Annotated in this window: 19 protein-coding genes; 12 read left to right on the forward strand and 7 right to left on the reverse strand. The window is 70.4% G+C overall.

All coding sequences use genetic code 11. The features are described from left to right. Positions 1–97: 97 nt before the first annotated feature. The 3 genes from H5J29_RS03435 to H5J29_RS03445 form a co-directional block, all read right to left on the reverse strand. A complete protein-coding gene (locus tag H5J29_RS03435) occupies positions 98–877 on the reverse strand; it encodes an amino acid ABC transporter ATP-binding protein (RefSeq protein WP_220186933.1) in 780 nt (259 codons plus the stop codon). Between the two features lie 61 nt (positions 878–938). Continuing rightward, positions 939–1736: an amino acid ABC transporter permease gene (locus tag H5J29_RS03440; protein ID WP_181779432.1), complete on the reverse strand. Its 798-nt coding sequence runs from the start codon at positions 1734–1736 to the stop codon at positions 939–941. 17 nt (positions 1737–1753) lie between these two features. Then, positions 1754–2554 (reverse strand): transporter substrate-binding domain-containing protein, encoded by an 801-nt coding sequence (locus H5J29_RS03445; protein ID WP_312858039.1) that lies wholly within the window; start codon positions 2552–2554, stop codon positions 1754–1756. 177 nt (positions 2555–2731) lie between these two features. Here H5J29_RS03445 and H5J29_RS03450 point away from each other — a divergent pair, with 177 nt between their 5' ends. The 10 genes from H5J29_RS03450 to H5J29_RS03495 all read left to right on the forward strand — a co-directional run bounded on the left by H5J29_RS03450 (position 2732) and on the right by H5J29_RS03495 (position 11441). Then, positions 2732–2974: an antitoxin gene (locus tag H5J29_RS03450; protein WP_312858040.1), complete on the forward strand. Its 243-nt coding sequence runs from the start codon at positions 2732–2734 to the stop codon at positions 2972–2974. Between the two features lie 296 nt (positions 2975–3270). Next, the gene (locus H5J29_RS03455) at positions 3271–4458 is read left to right on the forward strand and encodes a thiamine pyrophosphate-dependent dehydrogenase E1 component subunit alpha (protein ID WP_181779433.1); all 1188 of its coding nucleotides are present in this window, start codon (positions 3271–3273) and stop codon (positions 4456–4458) included. Then, complete coding sequence (locus H5J29_RS03460) at positions 4455–5426, forward strand: alpha-ketoacid dehydrogenase subunit beta (protein ID WP_181779434.1); 972 nt, start codon at positions 4455–4457, stop codon at positions 5424–5426. The genes H5J29_RS03455 and H5J29_RS03460 overlap by 4 nt, the downstream gene beginning before the upstream one ends. 1 nt (position 5427) lies before the next feature. Then, a complete protein-coding gene (locus H5J29_RS03465; protein ID WP_446686471.1) occupies positions 5428–5733 on the forward strand; it encodes a biotin/lipoyl-containing protein in 306 nt (101 codons plus the stop codon). A gap of 87 nt (positions 5734–5820) precedes the next feature. After that, positions 5821–6255: a cytidine deaminase gene (locus tag H5J29_RS03470; RefSeq protein WP_220186934.1), complete on the forward strand. Its 435-nt coding sequence runs from the start codon at positions 5821–5823 to the stop codon at positions 6253–6255. Further along, the gene (locus H5J29_RS03475; protein ID WP_181779435.1) at positions 6255–7067 is read left to right on the forward strand and encodes an HAD family hydrolase; all 813 of its coding nucleotides are present in this window, start codon (positions 6255–6257) and stop codon (positions 7065–7067) included. The genes H5J29_RS03470 and H5J29_RS03475 overlap by 1 nt, the downstream gene beginning before the upstream one ends. A gap of 129 nt (positions 7068–7196) precedes the next feature. Then, positions 7197–7772 carry a phosphatase PAP2 family protein gene (locus H5J29_RS03480; protein ID WP_376768496.1) on the forward strand — a complete coding sequence of 192 codons (576 nt, stop codon included), beginning with the start codon at positions 7197–7199 and terminating at the stop codon, positions 7770–7772. Further along, positions 7769–8692 carry a decaprenyl-phosphate phosphoribosyltransferase gene (locus H5J29_RS03485; protein ID WP_181779436.1) on the forward strand — a complete coding sequence of 308 codons (924 nt, stop codon included), beginning with the start codon at positions 7769–7771 and terminating at the stop codon, positions 8690–8692. Before H5J29_RS03480 ends, H5J29_RS03485 begins: the two co-directional genes overlap by 4 nt. Positions 8693–8940: 248 nt before the next feature. After that, positions 8941–9864, forward strand: a complete 924-nt coding sequence (locus H5J29_RS03490) for a hypothetical protein (protein WP_181779437.1) — start codon at positions 8941–8943, stop codon at positions 9862–9864. A 599-nt stretch (positions 9865–10463) separates the two neighbouring features. Further along, positions 10464–11441, forward strand: coding sequence for a glycosyltransferase (locus H5J29_RS03495; protein ID WP_181779438.1), 978 nt, complete (start codon positions 10464–10466; stop codon positions 11439–11441). A gap of 6 nt (positions 11442–11447) precedes the next feature. On the opposite strand, the gene H5J29_RS03500 is transcribed toward H5J29_RS03495, so the two are convergent. Further along, positions 11448–12695 (reverse strand): lipopolysaccharide biosynthesis protein, encoded by a 1248-nt coding sequence (locus tag H5J29_RS03500; RefSeq protein ID WP_181779439.1) that lies wholly within the window; start codon positions 12693–12695, stop codon positions 11448–11450. 172 nt (positions 12696–12867) lie between these two features. On the opposite strand from H5J29_RS03500, the gene H5J29_RS03505 reads away from it, so the two are divergent. Then, a complete protein-coding gene (locus tag H5J29_RS03505; RefSeq protein ID WP_181779440.1) occupies positions 12868–14895 on the forward strand; it encodes a DUF6541 family protein in 2028 nt (675 codons plus the stop codon). 8 nt (positions 14896–14903) lie between these two features. On the opposite strand, the gene H5J29_RS03510 is transcribed toward H5J29_RS03505, so the two are convergent. Beyond that, entirely contained in the window at positions 14904–15656 is a 753-nt protein-coding gene (locus H5J29_RS03510) for a class I SAM-dependent methyltransferase (RefSeq protein ID WP_312858041.1), read from the reverse strand. 245 nt (positions 15657–15901) lie between these two features. On the opposite strand from H5J29_RS03510, the gene H5J29_RS03515 reads away from it, so the two are divergent. After that, positions 15902–17104 carry a glycosyltransferase family 2 protein gene (locus H5J29_RS03515; protein WP_181779441.1) on the forward strand — a complete coding sequence of 401 codons (1203 nt, stop codon included), beginning with the start codon at positions 15902–15904 and terminating at the stop codon, positions 17102–17104. Here the strand turns inward: H5J29_RS03515 and H5J29_RS03520 are convergent. Then, positions 17101–17754 (reverse strand): class I SAM-dependent methyltransferase, encoded by a 654-nt coding sequence (locus H5J29_RS03520; RefSeq protein WP_181779442.1) that lies wholly within the window; start codon positions 17752–17754, stop codon positions 17101–17103. The two genes, H5J29_RS03515 and H5J29_RS03520, sit on opposite strands and share 4 nt — an antisense overlap. Before the next feature lie 31 nt (positions 17755–17785). Next, positions 17786–18385: a bifunctional class I SAM-dependent methyltransferase/NUDIX hydrolase gene (locus H5J29_RS03525; protein ID WP_181779443.1), complete on the reverse strand. Its 600-nt coding sequence runs from the start codon at positions 18383–18385 to the stop codon at positions 17786–17788. Between the last annotated feature and the right edge of the window lie 120 nt (positions 18386–18505).

Genomic DNA, 18505 nt, shown 5'->3' on the forward strand with positions numbered 1-18505 from the left:
CCGCGCCCACGAGGACCAGTGGGAGCAGGGCACCGAGGGACGGCAGCCGGCGGAGCCTGCGGGGTGGGTGGACGCGGATCCGCACCCCACGATCGTGTCATCCCGCCGGGGCGCTGTCCGATTCGGGTGGTTTCGCGCCGGTTCCGGGATGCAGCACCCGGGAGAGGAAGGCCCTGGTCCGCTCCTGCTGCGGGTTCCCGATCACCTGTTCCGGCGGGCCGATCTCGTGGATCACCCCCGCGTCGATGAACAGCACCCGGTCGGCCACCTCGCGCGCGAACTGGATCTCGTGGGTGACCACCAGCATCGTCATGCCCTCGGCGGCCAGCCCCCGCATGACGTCGAGGACGTCTCCCACGAGCTCGGGATCGAGGGCCGAGGTGGGCTCGTCGAACAGCATGACGTCCGGCTGCATGGACAGCGACCGGGCGATCGCGACCCGCTGCTGCTGCCCGCCGGAGAGCTGCGAGGGATGGGCGTTCTCGCGCCCGGCCAGGCCGACCCGGGCGAGGTTCTCGACGGCGATCCGCTCGGCCTCCGCGCGCTCTCGGCCCAGCACGCGGCGCTGCGCGATCGTGAGGTTCCCGAGCACGGTGAAGTTGCTGAACAGGTTGAAGCCCTGGAACACCATGCCGATCGAGCGGCGGGCCCTGTCGAGGTCGCAGTCCGGGTCGGTCATCTCGTGCCCGTCGACGACCACGGTGCCGCTCGTGGGCGTCTCCAGCAGGTTCACGCACCGCAGCAGGGTGGACTTGCCGGACCCGGAGGCGCCGATGATGCACAGCACCTCGCCGCGCTCCACCTCCAGGTCGATCCCCTTCAGCACCTCGGTGGAGCCGAAGGACTTGTGCAGCCCCGTGATCGAGATCGCGCTCAACGCCCGGCCTCACTTCGCTCGTCCGGCGCCTCGCGCAGGCACCGTGCCCATGGTTCGCGCACTAGGCCTCCACCTTCTGCGCGCTGCCGTACCGCCGCTCCAGCCGTCTGGCCAGGTAGGACAGCGGGATGGTGATCACCAGGTAGCAGAGCCCGACGACGAGCAGCGGGGTCAGGCTGCGCACCTGGTTCAGCGCGGCGCGGCCGAACTGGGCGAGCTCCTGCTGCTGCAGGGTCGTGCCCAGCAGGAAGGCCAGCGAGGAGTCCTTCGTCAGCAGGATCAGCTCGTTGGTCAACGGCGGCAGCACCGTCCGGAAGGCCTGCGGCAACACGATGAAGACCATCGTGCGGGCCGGGGACATGCCGAGCGAGCGGGCCGCCTCGACCTGCCCCGGCGGCACCGCCTGGATGCCCGCGCGGATCGTCTCGGCGATGTACGCGCCGCCGACGATCCCGAGCGCGAGCGTGATCGAGAGGGTGTGGTCGAGCAGCGTGCCGAACGCCAGCGGGATCCCGACGCCGATGGACAGCACCACCAGCAGCGCGGGCAGCCCGCGGAACACCTCGACGTAGAGGAACGAGACCGCCCGGTAGACGCGCACGGACGACAGCCGCATCAACGCCACCACGAGCCCGATCCCGAGTGCGAGCAGGTAGCCGAGCGCGGTGAAGACGACGGTGTTCTTCAGCGCGACCACGATGACGTCGGGGAACAGCGACGCCGCGACCTCGACGTCGAAGAACGCCCGCCCGATGGCGCCCCAGTCGGCCGCGAACGCGACGACCAGGACGACCACCAGCGCGATCGCGTACTGGACCCCACGGCTCACGCGAGCGCGCTGCCGGGGTGTGAGGGCCATGTCCGGTACCCCGGGGCTCAGCTACCGGCGGCGGGGGCCTGGCCGAACCACTTCGTGTAGATCTGCGTGTAGGTGCCGTCCGTCTTCGCGGTCGCGATGGCCTCGTTCACCGCCTGGGCCAGCGCGGTGTTCCCCTTGCGCACCCCGAAGCCGTACTGCTCGCCGGTGTCGAACTCCTTCGTCACGGTGAGCCCGGGGTTCTTCTTCGCGAAGTCCAGCAGCGGGCCGTTGTCGTTGATCGCCGCGTCGACGTTGCCCGTCTGCACGGCGGTGAGCAGCAGGCCCAGGTCCTCGAACGTGACGATCTCGGCGCCCGCGGCGTTGGCCGCCGCGTAGTCCGCGCCGGTGGTGCTGTTCTGTACGCCCAGCCGCTTGCCCGTGAGCTGCGGGAGGTCGGTGATCCCGGCGTCGGTCTCGACCAGCAGCGCCTGCGTGGCGTCGAAGTACGGGGCGGAGAAGTCGATGTTCTGCTTCCGCGCGTCCGTGATCGTCATCGCGGCGGCGCCGATGTCGCACTTGCCGGTGTCCAGGTCGGCGCCCGACTGGATGGTGTCGAACGGCGTGTCGATGATCTGGGTGGTCACGTTCAGCTTCTTCGCGACCAGGTCGACCATGTCGACGTCGAACCCGACGATGGCGTCGCCCTGCCGGAACTCGAACGGGTCGTACGGCAGCTGGGTGCACATGGTGAGCGACCCCTCAGCCACGAGCTGCACCCCGCCCGGGGCCTCCGCGCCCCCACCACCTCCCCCGCAGCCCGCCAGGACGGCCGCGAGCGCAGCCGCGGTCAGGGACAGGGTCAAGCGACGAACACGCACGGGGCACCTCCGAACACGACGAACCGGACTCCTCGCCCGGCGCGGTTGGGGGGATGCTGGCACCCTTCGGGCGCGGAGGCAGCTCGGAGGACCGAGGTGTTACCCGTCGGTCATACGGGAACCCGGATGGACATCTCGGGCGTTGGACCGGATGACGCTGGACGAAGGGATCGCGAGATGGCGGGCATGTTCAAGAAGCTGGCCGTACTGGCGGGTGCGGCCGAGGCCGCGCGCCGGTACGCACAGAAGAACCCGGAGCAGGCGGGCAAGTACGTGGACCAGGCCGCCCAGTTCGTCGACAAGCAGACGAAGGGCAAGTACTCCGGCCAGATCCACGGCGCCGCGGACAAGGCGAAGGGTGCCGCGGGCATCCGCAAGGGGTACGGCGAGCCGCCGACCACCCCGAACCGCGGCTACTGAGCTCGGCCCACCGGGCCCGGCACCCTCGTGGTGCCGGGCCCGTGCCATGTCCGGAGCAGGTCGGGGCAGGTCTGGAGCAGGTCCGAGCTTCGGAGGCCGAACGATCACCCGCACCGTCCCCACGACCTCCGGTGCGATCGTGTTGTCGCGCGCGATCCCCCTCCGCACGTGTCCCGTGCCACTATCGGCTCAGCGAGGACGCCCGGTGCGGGGCGGCCCACCCACCCGAGTGGACCGCTGCCGGCGTCCCGTCCGGCACGCCACCCCTGTGCCGGAGTGAGCACGAGGAGGTACGCGTGTCCGATCCCCAGAGCTGGGTCCCGACCGATCCCCGATCCGCCCCCAGCCGCGAACACGTCCTGTCCGGCCTCAAGGGCACGGACGAGGGCGGCCCCGAGCTCGTCCAGCTGCTGACGCCCGAGGGCGTGCGGGTGGACGACGAACGGTTCGGCTCCTGGGCGGCCGACGTCGGGGTCGCCGAGCTGCAGGGCTACTACCGGGACATGGTGCTCACCCGCCGGTTCGACCGGGAGGGCAACGCCCTGCAGCGGCAGGGCCAGCTCGGGATCTGGGTGCCACTGCTCGGCCAGGAGGCCGCGCAGATCGGCGCCGGCCGGGCGCTCACCGCCCGGGACATGGCGTTCCCGAGCTACCGGGAGCACGGCGTCGCCTGGTGCCGCGGCGTGGACCCGACGGAGCTGCTGGGCATCTTCCGCGGCACCGACCACGGGTCCTGGGACCCGATCGAGGCCCGGTTCCACCTGTACACGATCGTCATCGGCAACCAGTGCCTCAACGCGACCGGCTACGCGATGGGCCAGCGTTTCGAGGGGAAGGTCGGCGACGGCCCGGACGCCGAGGCCACCATGTGCTTCTTCGGCGACGGCGCCACCTCGCAGGGCGACGTGCACGAGGGGTTCGTCTGGGCCGCCGCGTTCGACGCCCCGGTCGTCTTCTACTGCCAGAACAACCAGTGGGCGATCTCCGTGCCGCTGGAGAAGCAGACCCGGGTGCCGCTGTTCCAGCGCGCCCGCGGCTACGGCTTCCCGGGCGTCCGCGTGGACGGCAACGACGTGCTCGCCTGCCTCGCGGTCTCCCGCTGGGCGCTCGAGGAGTGTCGGACGGGCAACGGGCCGGTCCTGATCGAGGCGTTCACCTACCGCATGGACGCCCACACGACGTCGGACGACCCCTCCCGCTACCGGCTCGCCGACGAGCTGGAGCTGTGGAAGCTGAAGGACCCCATCGAGCGGGTGCGGGTCAACCTGGTGCGGGAGCTCGGCGTCGGACCGGAGTTCTTCGACTCGGTCCAGGAGGAGTCCGACGAGCTCGCCGCCCGGTTCCGCGCCTTCTGCCTGGCCATGCCGGACCCGGGCCCGGAGCGGATGTTCTCCGAGGTCTACGCCGAGCTCTCGCCCCAGCTGGAGGCGGAGAAGGCGGCGTACCTCGAGTACCACGCGAGCTTCTCGGGGGAGGCATCGTGAGCACGACGACGCTGGCCAAGGCGCTGAACTCCGGGCTGCGCGCGGCGATGGAGGAGGACCCCAGGGTCTTGGTGATGGGCGAGGACGTCGGCAAGCTGGGCGGGGTCTTCCGGGTCACCGACGGGCTCGCGAAGGACTTCGGCGAGCAGCGCGTGCTGGACACCCCACTGTCCGAGAGCGGGATCATCGGCACCGCGGTGGGTCTCGCGATCCGCGGGTTCCGGCCGGTGTGCGAGATCCAGTTCGACGGGTTCGTGTTCCCCGGGTACGACCAGATCGTCTCGCAGCTGGCCAAGGTGCGGTACCGCTCGCAGGGCAAGGTGCCGATGCCGGTGGTCGTGCGGATCCCGTTCGGCGGCGGGATCGGCGCCGTCGAGCACCACAGCGAGTCCCCGGAGGCGCTGTTCGCGCACGTCGCGGGCCTGAAGGTGGTGGCCTGCTCGAACCCGGACGACGCCCACTGGATGATCCGGCAAGCCATCGCCGCCGACGATCCGGTGATCTTCTTCGAGCCCAAGCGGCGGTACTGGGAGAAGGGTGCCGTGTCCGACTCCGCGCCCGCGCCGCTCTACTCGTCGCGGGTCGTGCGGGCCGGGTCCGACGTCACGGTCGCCTGCTACGGCCCGCTGGTGAAGACCTGCCTGGAGGCCGCCGTGGCCGCCGCGGAGGAGGGGCGGTCCCTCGAGGTGATCGACCTGCGGACGCTCTCCCCGCTCGACCTGGGCCCCGTGTTCGAGTCGGTGCGGCGCACCGGCAGGCTGGTCGTCGTGTCCGAGGCCCCACCCGAGACGTCCGTGACCTCCGAGGTCGCGGCGCGGGTGCAGGAGGAGTGCTTCCACTCCCTCGAGGCGCCGGTCCTGCGGGTGACCGGCTTCGACGCGCCCTATCCCCCGTCGCGGCTGGAGGAGGACTTCCTGCCGGACCTCGATCGCGTGCTCGACGGCGTCGACCGCGCCCTGGAGTACTGACATGCCCGAGATCTTCCGGATGCCCGACGTCGGCGAGGGCCTCACCGAGGCCGAGATCGTGGCCTGGCAGGTCGCGCCCGGCGACACCGTCGTGGTCAACCAGATCCTGCTCGAGATCGAGACGGCGAAGGCGGTGGTGGAGCTGCCCTCGCCGTACGCGGGGACGGTGGGCGAGCTGTTCGCCGGGCCCGGGGACACGGTGAACGTCGGCGAGCCGATCATCGCGATCGAGACCGGCGCCGCCCCCGCTGGGGACGATCTCGATCGACTCCACGCGCACCCTCGCGGAGCTCGGCTTCGACTCTGAGGAGGTCAACAGCGTGCTAGTGTCCTGCGCGAAGGCCGTGCACCAGGTGCTCTCCCTCGACGAGGGCAGCTGATCCGGGGGAGGACAGTGGGCGACAGCGAGCGCGGGACCGATCCCGCCATCGCGGGCCTCGTCTCCTCGGCCCGAGCGGCCGCCGAACTCGCCCACGCCCCGTACTCCGGTTTCCGGGTGGGCGCCGCCGTGCTCGGTGCCACCGGGGTGCACACCGCGGCGAACGTCGAGAACGCCAGCTACGGGCTGTCGCTCTGCGCGGAGCGGGCGGCGCTGTCGCGGGCCCTCGCGGAGGGGGACGGCGAGGGGATCCGGGCGATCGCGGTCGCCTGCGTCGACGCCGCGCCCGACAGCCCGCTGGGCGAGGTGATGCCCTGCGGCGCCTGCCGGCAGTGGCTCGCCGAGCTCGCCCCCAAGGCGGACGTCCACATCGCGACCGCCGACGGCGGGGTCCGCACCTTCACCGTGGACGATCTGCTGCCCCACGCCTTCGTCCTGCGACGCGGCTGATGGAGGCCCCCCGGCTGGTCGCCAGCGACGTCGACGGGACCCTTCTCGACCCCGAGCGCGCCGTCACCCCCCGCACCGCGGGCGTGATCGGCCGCGCGGTGGCGGAGGGTGTGCCGTTCGTGCTGGTCACCGGCCGCCCACCCCGGTGGATCCCGCCGGTGGCGACCCAGCTCGGCGTCGTGAGGTACGCCGTCTGCGCCAACGGCGCCGTGCTCTACGACGTCGAGGCGGACCGCGTCGTGTCCGCCCACGCGCTGTCCGCGGAGGACCTCGGGCGGCTCGCCGCGGCGGTCGCGCGGGCGCTGCCGGGCGCGACCCTCGGCGTCGAGCGGGTGGGGGAGAGCGCGTTCAGCGACCACGCCGCCCAGTTCGTGGCCGAGCCGGACTACGAGCACGCCTGGCCCGGCGACGGCCCGCCCACGGAGGAGCGCGCCCGGCTGTTGGCCCGGCCCGCGGTGAAGCTGCTGGTCCGGAGCGTGGACCGGGGGAGCGAGGCGATGGTCGAGGCGCTCGCCCCACTCGTCGGGGACAGCGTGGACCTCACGTTCTCCCACCCGGGCGGCCTGGTCGAGGTCGCGCCCCGGGGGGTCACCAAGGCGACCGGGCTGGCCGAGGTGGCCGCGCTGTACGGGGTCCCCGCCGACCGGGTCGTCGCGTTCGGGGACATGCCCAACGACCTCGCGATGCTCCGCTGGGCGGGGCACGGGGTGGCAATGGGCAACGCCCACGCCGAGGTCCTCGAGACCGCGGACGAGGTGACCGCCACCAACGCGGACGACGGCGTGGCCCTCGTCCTCGAACGCTGGTTCTGACCAGCGCCGGGGCCCGTGGCGGGGCGTCGCTCCCGGGCCGCGCGGGGGTCCCGCGTAGCATGGCGGCCCGTAACACCCGCAGACCTGCGCCCTGCGACCTCCTCGTCGCGCGCGCGAGGAGGCCATTCCGTGACCGACCGGTCGCTCGACGTGCCTGCCGTCCCCGACGTCGCCCCCCGGGTCGCGGCCATCCCCGCCGAGGTCAGGGCGCTCGCCGCCGTGCAGGAGGCGGTCGGCTCCCCGCAGGCCGTGGCCGCCGCGCGGGGGATGTCGCACTTCGGTGAGCACGCCCTGGGCTGGCTCGCCCTGGGGGCGGTCGGCGCGGCCGTCGACCGGCCGCGGCGCGCCGAGTGGCTGTGGTCCGCGGCCGCCGTCGCGTTCGCCCACGGCGCCTCCATCGGGGTCAAGCGGGTGGTGCGCAGGCCCCGGCCGGACCATCCCTCGGTCCGGGTCGGTGTGAGCACCCCGAGCCGGCTCTCCTTCCCCTCCTCGCACGCCACCTCCACGACCGCCGCCGCCGTGCTCTACGGCGGGCTGCTGCGGTCGCGGGCACCGCTGGCCGTCGTGCCGGTCATGGCGGTGTCCCGGCTGGTCCTGGGCGTGCACTACCCCACCGACGTGGCGACGGGCGTGGGCCTGGGCGCCGGCGTCGGCCTCGTCGCCCGGCGCGTCATCCCGCGCCTGACCCGGAAGAAGCGTTCATGACCAGCACCGACGTCCCGACCTCCGTGGAGCCCACCCCGCAGCGGACTCCGATGGGTCTCGCGGCAGGCGTCCTCAAGACGATGCGGCCGCGGCAGTGGGTCAAGAACGTCCTGGTCCTCGCCGCGCCGTTCGCCTCCGGTGACCTGTTCGAGGGCTCGGTGGCGATCAAGCTGCTGATCGCCTTCGTCGCGTTCTCGCTGGCCGCGTCGGGCGTCTACCTGGTCAACGACGCCAAGGACGTCGTCGCCGACCGCGCCCACCCGACCAAGAAGAACCGCCCGATCGCCGCGGGGATCGTGCCCGTCCCGGTGGCCTACGTGGTCGCGGCCGTGGCCTTCGCGGCGGCGATCGTGCTGTCGTTGTTCGCCTCGGTGCAGCTGCTGATCGTGCTGGCCGTGTACGTCGTGGTGCAGCTGGCGTACTGCTTCTGGCTCAAGCACCAGCCGGTGCTGGACATCTGCATCGTGGCCTCCGGCTTCCTGATGCGCGCGATCGCAGGCGGCGTGGCCGCCGGGATCCCGCTGTCGCAGTGGTTCCTCCTGGCCGCGGGCTTCGGCTCGCTGTTCATGGTCTCCGGCAAGCGCTACGCCGAGATGATGCTCGCCGAGCGCACCGGCGCGAAGATCCGCAAGTCGCTGGAGTCCTACTCCCCGTCCTACCTGCGGTTCGTCTGGGGCCTCTCGGCCACCGTGCTGGTGATGGACTACGGCCTCTGGGCCTTCGAGATCCGCGAGGCCCACCACAACTCGGTGTGGTCGGTGATCTCCATCGTCCCCTTCGTCGTCGCGGTCCTCCGCTACGCCGTGGACGTCGACAACGGCAACGGCGGAGAGCCCGAGGAGATCGCCCTGGGCGACCGGGTGCTGCAGGTGCTGGCGGTGGCGTGGGTGGCAATGTTGACCCTCGCCGTCTACCTCTGATCCTCCAGACCGGCTGAGACGCCGTTCGAAGTCCCCGAGGCCCGCTCGACCGGATTTGCCGTCCTGGTCGATTGAGTCACCGAAACGTGCCCCGCGAGTGAGCGGCGGGAGTGCCGACTCGGGCAGACACTCTTGGCATGGAGGACTCAGCGTCAACTGTGCGGGTCAGACAGCGGCCTTCGACGTGGGATCGGGAATGGCGTCATCAAGCGTCAGCCTCACAACGACGACGGCGGACGCCCCTCGAGATGCCCGCGTTGCGGGTACGAGCGCAGATGCCAACGGCACTCGGAGCGGTTGCGGGGCTCCTGGTTTTCGGCCTTACCCATTCTTCGCTGGTCGACGATGCCTACATCACGTTGACCTACGGCCGGACCCTGGGCCTACATGGCGAGTGGGGGATGTATCCGGGTCTTCCCAGCAATACGGCCACGTCGCCGCTGAACGTTCTCCTTCTCGGTGCCGGAACCGCAGTCACGGGTGACGCCATGGCAGGCCTGGGCGTTCTGGTCGTCGTGATCTTCGCCTTGGCCGGCCATTGGCTCGACGGGCTCGGGCGGATGTTGCGGATCCCGCGGTGGCGCGCCCCAATGCTCGGCATCGCCTTTCTGGGGACCTCGCCCCTTCTCCTTTCGACGGTGGGCCTGGAGTCGTATCTCGCTGTCACGCTCATGCTCGGGCTGGCTCACTACACAGTTGCCGGCCGGAGGTGGGCGAGCGGAGTCCTTGCCGGTCTGCTCGTGCTGACCAGACCTGATCTTGCGGTGGTAAGCCTGGTGGGCGTGCTCGCGGGCGGCCGGAACGGCTGGCGGGTTGCGGTATCGGCGGCCGGGACGGCTCTGCCGTGGTTCGTCCTGTCATGGTTGTGGCTCGACTCGGCCGTCCCCGACACCATGCTGCTGAAGGCCGGGTTGACCTGGGGCCAGTGGAACTACGGGACAGGGGTTCTCCTGTGGCAGCCCATCTTCCCGTCCGCGGTCATCCTCTCCGTCCTTCCCGCGGCGATCGGGCTGCTGGCCCTACCGTTCTGGATCCGGTCGAGGGTGCGCCCGGTGGGTCTCGTGCTCGGAGTCGGCGCACTCGCCCACGGGGCTGCGTTCCTGATGATAGGGACCGCGCCTTTCCACTGGGGTACTACGCCCCGCTGGTGGGCGGGCTCGGTATGCTTCTGACTCTCACGGTGGCTCGTGCCCGGGTCGACGACTTCGCTGTCCTCGCCGTGGCCTACGGCGCCATCGTGGCGGTCACGGCCGGGACCGTACTGAACGACGGTCTGCCACGGGAGCGGTCCCCGCTCGGCTCGAACTGGGCGAGCCCGGCGCAGTACGAGCGGATCGCGGCTCGGATACCCGACGGTGCCACGGTGGCCTCGCCTGGTGAGATCGGAACACTTGCATACTACTGCGCTGATCGCTGCCGGGTGCTGGACTGGTTCGCCGACCGGGGGCAACTCGAGCCCATGCTGCGAGAGCGAGAGACCGCGGCGGGCTCCCTCCTCAGAACCGTCCTCGCACTGAACTACGCGAGATTCGATCCGGGGGCCACCCCAGCGGATGGACCTCGGGATCCGGACCGCGTCGGCATTGCGAGACAGAGCCTCGATGGGCGGATCTTGGGGTGACGGTCGAGTCTGGTGGTTCGAGCGCTTACAGTGAGTAACATTTCGGATCGGTTGCGCTCTGGGGAAAGGTCGTAGCCGACCCGATAGTCTGGAAGAGTGAATGCACCGCGGTCCCACCGTTGCCCTGAGTGTGTCGACATCATGCTTCCGGTGTACGGCGATGGCCCGCTGCTCCGCGAGGCGGTCACCAGCGTCCTCGAGCAGGACGATCCCGGTTGGCGCCTGACGGTCCTGGACGACGGCGTCGAGGAGGGCCGTAGCGGAGATCTCGCGGGCTGGCTCGCCGCGTTGGAGGACGACCGCATCCGCTATCTCCCCAACCCTCGACGGCTCGGGATCAACCGCAACTTCCAGCGTTGCGTCGACGAGTCGACGGCCGATCTCGTCGTGCTGCTCGGCGCCGACGACCGCCTGCTGCCCCACTTCGTGAGGCGGGCACGGCAGGTCGCCGCTCGGTTCCCGGAGGCGTCGTGGTTCCACACCGGGGCCGCCGTGATCGACCACCGTGGCCGGCGGGTCCTTCCCCTCGTCGACCGGGTCAAGGGCTGGACCCGGCCCAGGGTCGACGGGGTGCGGCAGATGCGTGGGGAGGAGCTCGCCACATCCCTGCTGCACGGCAACTGGATGATCTTTCCGAGCTGCGTCTTCCGCGGTGAGTCGTTGCGTAGGCATGGGTTCCGCCCCGGCTACGACATCGTCCTCGACCTCGATCTCTATCTCCGGATCCTGCTCGACGGAGGATCGGCCGTCTTTCTCGAGGAGCCGTGCATCGAGTACCGGCGGCATGCGAGCAGCCTGTCGTCGACCGGTGCCACGGCGGGGTCGCGCTTCGACGAGGAGGACCGGTACTTCGCCGAGATCGGCGATGTCCTGACCCGGGCGGGATGGGGACGTGCGGGCTCGGCGGCCCGTTGGCACTGGACGTCACGCGCTCATGCCCTGACGAAGCTGCCCGCCCTGGTGCGGACCGGGGGATTCCGCGCCGGTCGGGACGTGTTGACCCGGACGGTCACTATGGCTCACCGTGTCGGCACCGCGGTGACTCCGATGCCTGTGGTGATTCCCGCCCCGCGCTCGGCGGAGCACGACGCCGAGAACCTCACGAAGTCCTCGGACGCGGGTTCCTGAGCGGGCTCAGCCGCCGAAGACCTCGTCGGTGCTTTCGACGGGCCGTGAGCCGCTGCCCAGCGCCCTGAGCCGCACGACGATCGTCACGATCAAGATCGTGGCCACCACGGCGGGGGCAACGACCTGCGCCGTGATCGCACCGGTGACCGGATCGAGGGACGAGGCGAGGAGCGCGGTGTACACCACCGCTCCAGCGCCCCATGCCGTCGTGACGATCTTGTGCGCGCCCAGCGCGATCGTTGCCGGCTGAAGAGTCTGCGCCGCGAGCATGAGGACCGTGCCGACGCCGAGAGCGCCTGCGGCGAGGCCGGGCAGTTCGAGCGGGGCGGCGAACAGGGTCGTGGCGATCCATGGTCCGGCGAGCGCCAGGGCCACCGAGGAGGGCAGGCCGACTGCGCAGACCATCAGCAGAGCCGTCGTGAGTCGGGATCGGACATGGCCGGCGTCAGCGCGCGCAGCACCGGCGGTCAGGCTCGGGAGGAGGAACGCCTGGAAGGGGGCGAAGAGGAAGACGGGGATCCGGGCGATCACGAAGAGCGACACGTAGCTCGCCGCGAGTTCTGGGGTACCGGTCAGCTTCGCCGTCATGACGAGGGGGGCGACGTTCGCGACGACGTAGGTCAGCAGCGAGGCGAAGGCGAGCGCGCCAGTGTTAGCCAACACCGTGCCCAGGCGGAGCGGCGATCCCGACGTCTGTGCTCGACGGAGCCCGGGCAGGCAGAGCACGGCGGCGAGCACCGTCCCACCGGCGAAGGCGAATCCGAAGGCCAACGGGCTGGTCGAGGCTAGGAGGACAAGGACTATGCACGGCACGATCCGAGTCAGACCCTCGATCCCCAGAGAGCTGGAGTACCAGGAGAAGCTCTGGGTCCCTGCGAAGAGACCACGCATCAGGTAGGCCGCCGCGGCGCCGGCCGAGCCCAGGACCGCGGCTCCGAGAAGCCCCCACGACCCACCCAACACCTGCGGAACGAGGATGGGGCCGAGGCAGAGGAGCACGACGGTCACGACGAGTGCCAGTATCGCCGTCGACAGCGCATTCGTGCGGTACGCGCTACCGAGCCCGTCCCCGACCACCCGCCGTCGACTGATCTCGCGGTTGGTCTCCTGCTCCACGGCCAGGAACACCCCGGGGCCACCCACCGCGGCGACGAGATACAGCGATGCGACTGCAGCGTAGTCGTCCGGGCTGAGGGAATGGCCGGCAGCGGCGAGGACGACGTAGGCGGACAGGCCCAGGAGGGCCAGGCCCACACCGACCGGTACCACGTCTCCCAGACGCCGACGGATGGCCGTCCGACCGCTAGTCACCGGCCCGACAGTAGGCCAGGACCCGGCTGTCCCCACCAGCGCCCCGATACTGCGATAGGTGACCCTCCCGTTACCCGCAGCGAACCTTCCCGGAGATGCTCGCTAGCCTTTCGCTGTGCCGGACGTGGTAGTGCTCCTCGTGACCGCGGTGACAGCCTACCTCCCCGGGCTGGCCCTCCTCGCGCTCGTCGGTGGTGGATCCCCGCTGCTCAGGCTGGCGATGGCGCCGGCGGTGTCGATCGGCATCGCCGGTGCCGTGGCAGTCCTGACTGCACTGGTCGGCCTCCCGTACGGCATCGTGAGCCTGGCCACCGTGACCATCGTCCTGGGTGCTGCGGCGGTCGTCCTCCGTCGGCGATCCCCTCGGCCTTGGAAGAGCCTATTTCGTCCGGTGACGACGCGGGACAGGACGAGTAGCCGAATCGGCGGCGCGATGGTCGCGGCGGGGACGGCCTTCCCCGTGTGGGCATGGTTGCGCGGCCTGAACGGGCTGGCCACGCCCGCGCAGGAGCACGACATGATCATTCACGGGATGGTCGCCGCCTACATCGGCCGAACCGGTCACGCAGCGCCCTGGCAGATCATGCCGACCGATGTGCTGACCGGTGAGCCGGTCTCCTTCTATCCCGCAGGAGCCCACCTCCTCACCGGGGCGCTCTTCAACGTGACCGGCGACGTGTTCGTGTCCCTCAACGCGGTCTCGGTTGTGCTGCTCGCCGTCGCCCCCTGCCTCGGCGTGGCCGGGCTGACCTGGGTCGCGGCACGTCAGCTCGGAGTTCGGCCGGGCGGGGCGATGCTCGCCGCCGGCATCGGCGCTCTGGTAATGGGCGGCATGTACCGTCCCTCCTTCCATCTAATGCACGACGGCGGCATCCTCGGCAACGCCGTCGCCCTGTGTCTCGTCCCGGGCGTCGTCGCGGGTGTGCTCGCGTTGCCGCGGCTGCGGCCGAAGGCCGGCGTGGCGGTTGGTCTCGGTGTGGTTGGCGCCGTATGGGCGCACCCCAGCGCTGCCGTCTCCGTCGGGCTGACGGTCGTGGCCTGGTGGCTCGGGCAGTCCTTCACCCGTCGCGGGCGGAGCGAGCTGCGGGCGTCGATCAAGCCACTACTCTTCGCTGCGCCTGGGACACTGGTCCTGCTCACCATTGCTGCCGGGCCCGGCCTGAGCCAGGCGGGCCGGACTGGCAACTGGCCTCCAGACACTTCACCGATGACCTTCGTGGAGGCGATGGGGGAGACCTTCAGCTTTCCGTACTCCGGCTGGATCGACCAGGCGCAGGCGCGATCACAGGTCTGGGTCGTCCTCGTGCTCGCAGTCGGCGCCTCCGCCATCGCCGCGCGGCGCCGAGGGCCTGGTCCGCTCGTGCCGTACGCGGTGTGGAGCGTCGTCCTCCTGGGTGCGTGGGTGAGCCCCGGGCGAGGCTTCGACGCCGTCGTCACGCAGTTCTACTACAACGCCATGCTCCGAACCTGGTCGCACGTGTCGCTGCTGGCGCCGGTGATCGCCGCCGTCGGCCTGGTCCTGATAGCGGACCGGCTCGCCGTCCTCGTCCGCCGCGCGACTCCGGTACCCCTCGCACCCCGTTGGGTCTCGCTGGCTGTCGCGACCCTCGTCTTCGTCGGCTTCGCAGCAGGCCCGACCGTGGGCTACACAGCGATCAACGAACAGGCGGTCGCGCATCGCTATGGCACACCGGACTTCGTGCGGTACGGCCCGGACGACCGCGCGGCAGCCGACTGGCTGGCGTCGCGTATTCAGCCGGGGCAGCGCGTGTTCAACTCGGGGAACGACGGATCGACGTTGCTCTACCTGGCGCACGGGATCCCGATCGTGAACGTCTACACGCTCGGGTTCCCCGGGGTGCCCTACACCTACCGACTGCTCGAGAAGTTCAAGAGGTATCCGGACGATCTCCAGGTTCGGCAGCAGCTCATCGACCTCAACGTCCGGTGGGTGTACGTCGACAACAACGCCCCGGGCATCGGATCGGCGGGCTCTCCGGAGAACTGGGCGGGCGACGACGGTTTCCGTTTGGCTCCCGGCCTGACGAACCTCGCGGGCCTGCCGGGGCTGCACAGCGAGTTCGAGGCTGGATCCGTCTCCGTCTACTCCCTTGATCTGACAAGGGAGCCCAACACCCCCTGACAGCCCGATCAGTTGGTCAGCGGAACCCTCCCGACGGCAAACACCGACTGACCGAACGGTGGAGTCACGCTGCGTTCGAGGCGGCGAGCCGTGGGCATCACGACCTTGTCCCACACGCGGACGAGCGGGCCGTCGCCAGGAGTCATCCGCATCAGTCGCATTCCGGCGAACCATGCCAACAGGCCGGGAGCGTTCACGTAGTGCAGGCGCTCGACTGTCAGCCCGGCTGCTTCGTAGGTCGTACGCATGTCGGCGAGCCGGTATCGCCGAACGTGGCCGACGGCCCGGTCGAAATCGCTCATGGCGAAGGTGAAGGCCGGTACGAACATCACGACCGCTCCCCCGGGTGCGACGAGTTCGTGCGCGGCGCGAAGCGCCCCGACATGGTCTTGAATGTGTTCCAGGACGTTGAACGCGACGAAGGCGGTGTGGCGTGCCGAATGAGGACGGAACACGTCCAGCCGCTTGACGTCCACGCGCTCGTCGCCGGCGAAACGTCGTTGGAGCACCCGCAGCCGCGAGTCGTCGAGATCCGTCACGGTGAAGCGGGGAACCCCCGCGTCAAGCCATGACTGCGCGTAATCGCCGAGACCGCTTCCTAACTCGATCGGGTGACTTCCGAGATAGGGAAGCGCAAGGGTGGTGAGCCAATCGTGATAATTCACCGCAGAAGTGAGCGATTCCAGGGTGCTCGACTGGAGTTCGGAATCGCCGAGAACTTCCACCGTCGCGGCAGGCTGAACGCTGTCTGATCGGGGCACGTCGGAAGAATAGAGCAGCGGTGCTTGACCTCTCCGCCCTATCCTGGGTCGACGAGTACCGGCTCGATCGACGGCGGATGCATCGTCCGACCGGGACCCCTCCCGACCCCGCGTAACGACATGCGGCACGATGGTCGTCGGCTCCGGACGCTGCGGCGTGGCGACGCAGCCGTCGGCCCTCGATGCGGGACAGTTCGGGCAGCCGTCTGACGCAGCACCACGACCGGACCCCGGAGGCACCTGACATGACGTCCTCGTCAACGGTCCAGGCCGACCGCCAGGCCGGGCAGGAGGCCGTCGAGCTCTCGGTGGTCCTGCCCTGTCTCAACGAGGCGGAGACACTCGAGACCTGCATCCGCAAGGCGCAGAGCTCGCTGGCCGAACTGGGCGTCGTAGGCGAGGTCGTCGTGGCCGACAACGGCTCTACCGACGGCTCTCAGGACATCGCTCGCGACCTCGGGGCCCGGGTGATCGATGTGCCGCGCCGCGGGTACGGCGCCGCCTTGATCGCCGGGATCGAGGCCTCTCGGGGCGACTACGTGCTGATGGCCGACGCGGACGACAGCTACGCGCTGGAGAACCTCGGCGGCTTCCTCGAGGGCCTGCGCGGCGGGTCCGACCTGGTGATGGGCAACCGCTTCAAGGGCGGGATCGAGCCCGGCGCCATGCCGTTCCTGCACAAGTACCTGGGCAACCCGGTGCTGTCGATGCTCGGCAGGCTGTTCTTCCGGATCCCGGTCGGCGACTTCCACTGCGGGATGCGGGCCTTCCGCCGCGACCGGCTGCTGGAGCTGGGCCTACGGACGTCGGGCATGGAGTTCGCGTCGGAGATGGTGGTGCGGGCCTCGCTGTCGCACTACCGGATCACCGAGGTCCCCACCACCCTGCGCCCGGACGGCCGCACCCGCGCCCCGCACCTGCGCACCTGGCGGGACGGCTGGCGCCACCTGCGCTTCCTGCTCGCCTTCAGCCCGCGGTGGCTGCTCTACTACCCGTCGCTCGCGATGCAGCTCATCGGGCTGGTCGGGATGGTCTGGCTCGCGGTCGGTCCGTCCACCCGCATGGTGGGCGACGTCGGCCTCGGCATCCACTCCATGCTCGCCTTCGCCACCATGTTCGTGGTGGGCACGCAGGGGGTGGGTCTGGCGGTGATCGCCCGGTCCTACGCGGCCCACCTCAAACTGCTCCCTCCGCCGTCGGAGAAGTTCGAACGGATCTTCACCCGGCTCTCCCTGGAGAAGGGCCTGGTCATCGGCGGGATCCTGATGGTGCTGGGCATCGGGTTCTTCATCGCCGCCGTGAGCTCCTGGGGCGCGACCGGCTTCGGCGCGCTGGACGTCGTGCAGTCGATGCGCATCCCGATCGTCGGCATGGTGCTCTGCGTGACGGGCTTCCAGCTGATCATCGTGAGCTTCACGCTCAGCCTCACGAGGATCGGCGAGGACTAGTCGCCCGTGCGCTGCGCGGGGATCCCCTCGCGGGCGTAGCCCAGCAGGTAGTTGTGCCGGTGCGGGGGGATGCGGGCCTCCAGCACCAGTTCGTCTCCGAGCAGGTCCGCGAGCCGGGACTTCATCGCCGCGCTCGGCACGTGGGAGATGCGGTCACCGGTGATGAACCGGTCCGCAGCCCAACAGGCCAGGTGCGCGGGCCCGGGCCGCGGCTCCCACTCCTTGATCGCGTAGTGGCCGCCTGGTGTGGTGAGTGCCCGGACGTCTCGGAACAGCGCTTCGCGCAGCTCGTGCGGCACGTGGTGGATCACGTCGACCACCACGACGAGGTCGAAGGTCCCGGGCTCGGTGGCCCGGAAGCTCGCGGAGTCGACGCTAGCGAACTGCACGCGGGCGGGGTCGCCACGGAAGAGGCGACCCGGCTGAGCGGAGACGTCGATGCCGACGTAGTCCGCCTTCGGGTACCGCTTCAGCAGCCGCTGGGCGAAGCTGCCGTCCCCGCAGCCGATCTCGAGGATCCGCGCCGCCGGGAACACGCTGGCCATGACCTCGGCACAGTCGTCGAGGTTGATGAACAGCGACCGGTACGCGTCCGCCGCGGGGATCTCGTAGCGGCCGAGGCGAGTGCGAACGGCGGGTCCCAGTGCCACGCGTCGGAGAGTAGCGAAATCCGTCCCCCGATCAGGGGACGTGAGCGACCGACACGAACTCGTTGTACGTGAACACACGACCCGCGGCTCGGGGGAACGGGAACGAACGCTCCTCCGAGACCTCCAGGCCGAGCTCCTCGGCCAGCTCGCGCAGCCGCGCGTGGTCGAAGAAGACCGTATGGGTGGCATCGGAGGCGTAGCCGCGTTCCTGCGGACAGATCAGCACCACCCGGGCACCCGGCGCGAGCGAGGGGAGGTAGGGCCGGAGGATCTCCGCGGCGCCGTCCGGAGGGAGGTGCTCGACGAGATGGGCCGCCAGCATCCCGTCGAAGGGCCGCTCGGGCGGGGCGGCCAGGAACTCGTCGGTGGTGAAGGCGGTGAGGCCCAGCTCCCGGCACGCGTCGACCGAGTGCTGGTTGTGGTCGACCCCCACACTCTCCGCGGAGAGGTGGGCGAGGTTGCGACCGATGCCACAGCCGACGTCGAGTACCCGCCGCTCGCCGAGCAGCCGCCGTAGGTTCCACCGGTACGGCCGCTGAACGTCGAGCACCTGCTTCCAGCGTGCGGTCTGCAGGCGGTTGAGCCGATCGGTGTACGAGCCTGCCGTCGTGTCCTCGTCCGGTTCCGCCATGCCGGGAGCCTAGCGATCGTCCGAGGCACGCCGCCGCTAGCCTCGGTCCGTGCCCGATGCGGTCGTCCTCCTCGTGGCCGCGGTGGTCTGTTACCTGCCCGGCCTCGCGGTGCTCGCCGC

The organism is Pseudonocardia pini (assembly GCF_013870575.1).
Lineage (GTDB): Bacteria > Actinomycetota > Actinomycetes > Mycobacteriales > Pseudonocardiaceae > Pseudonocardia > Pseudonocardia pini.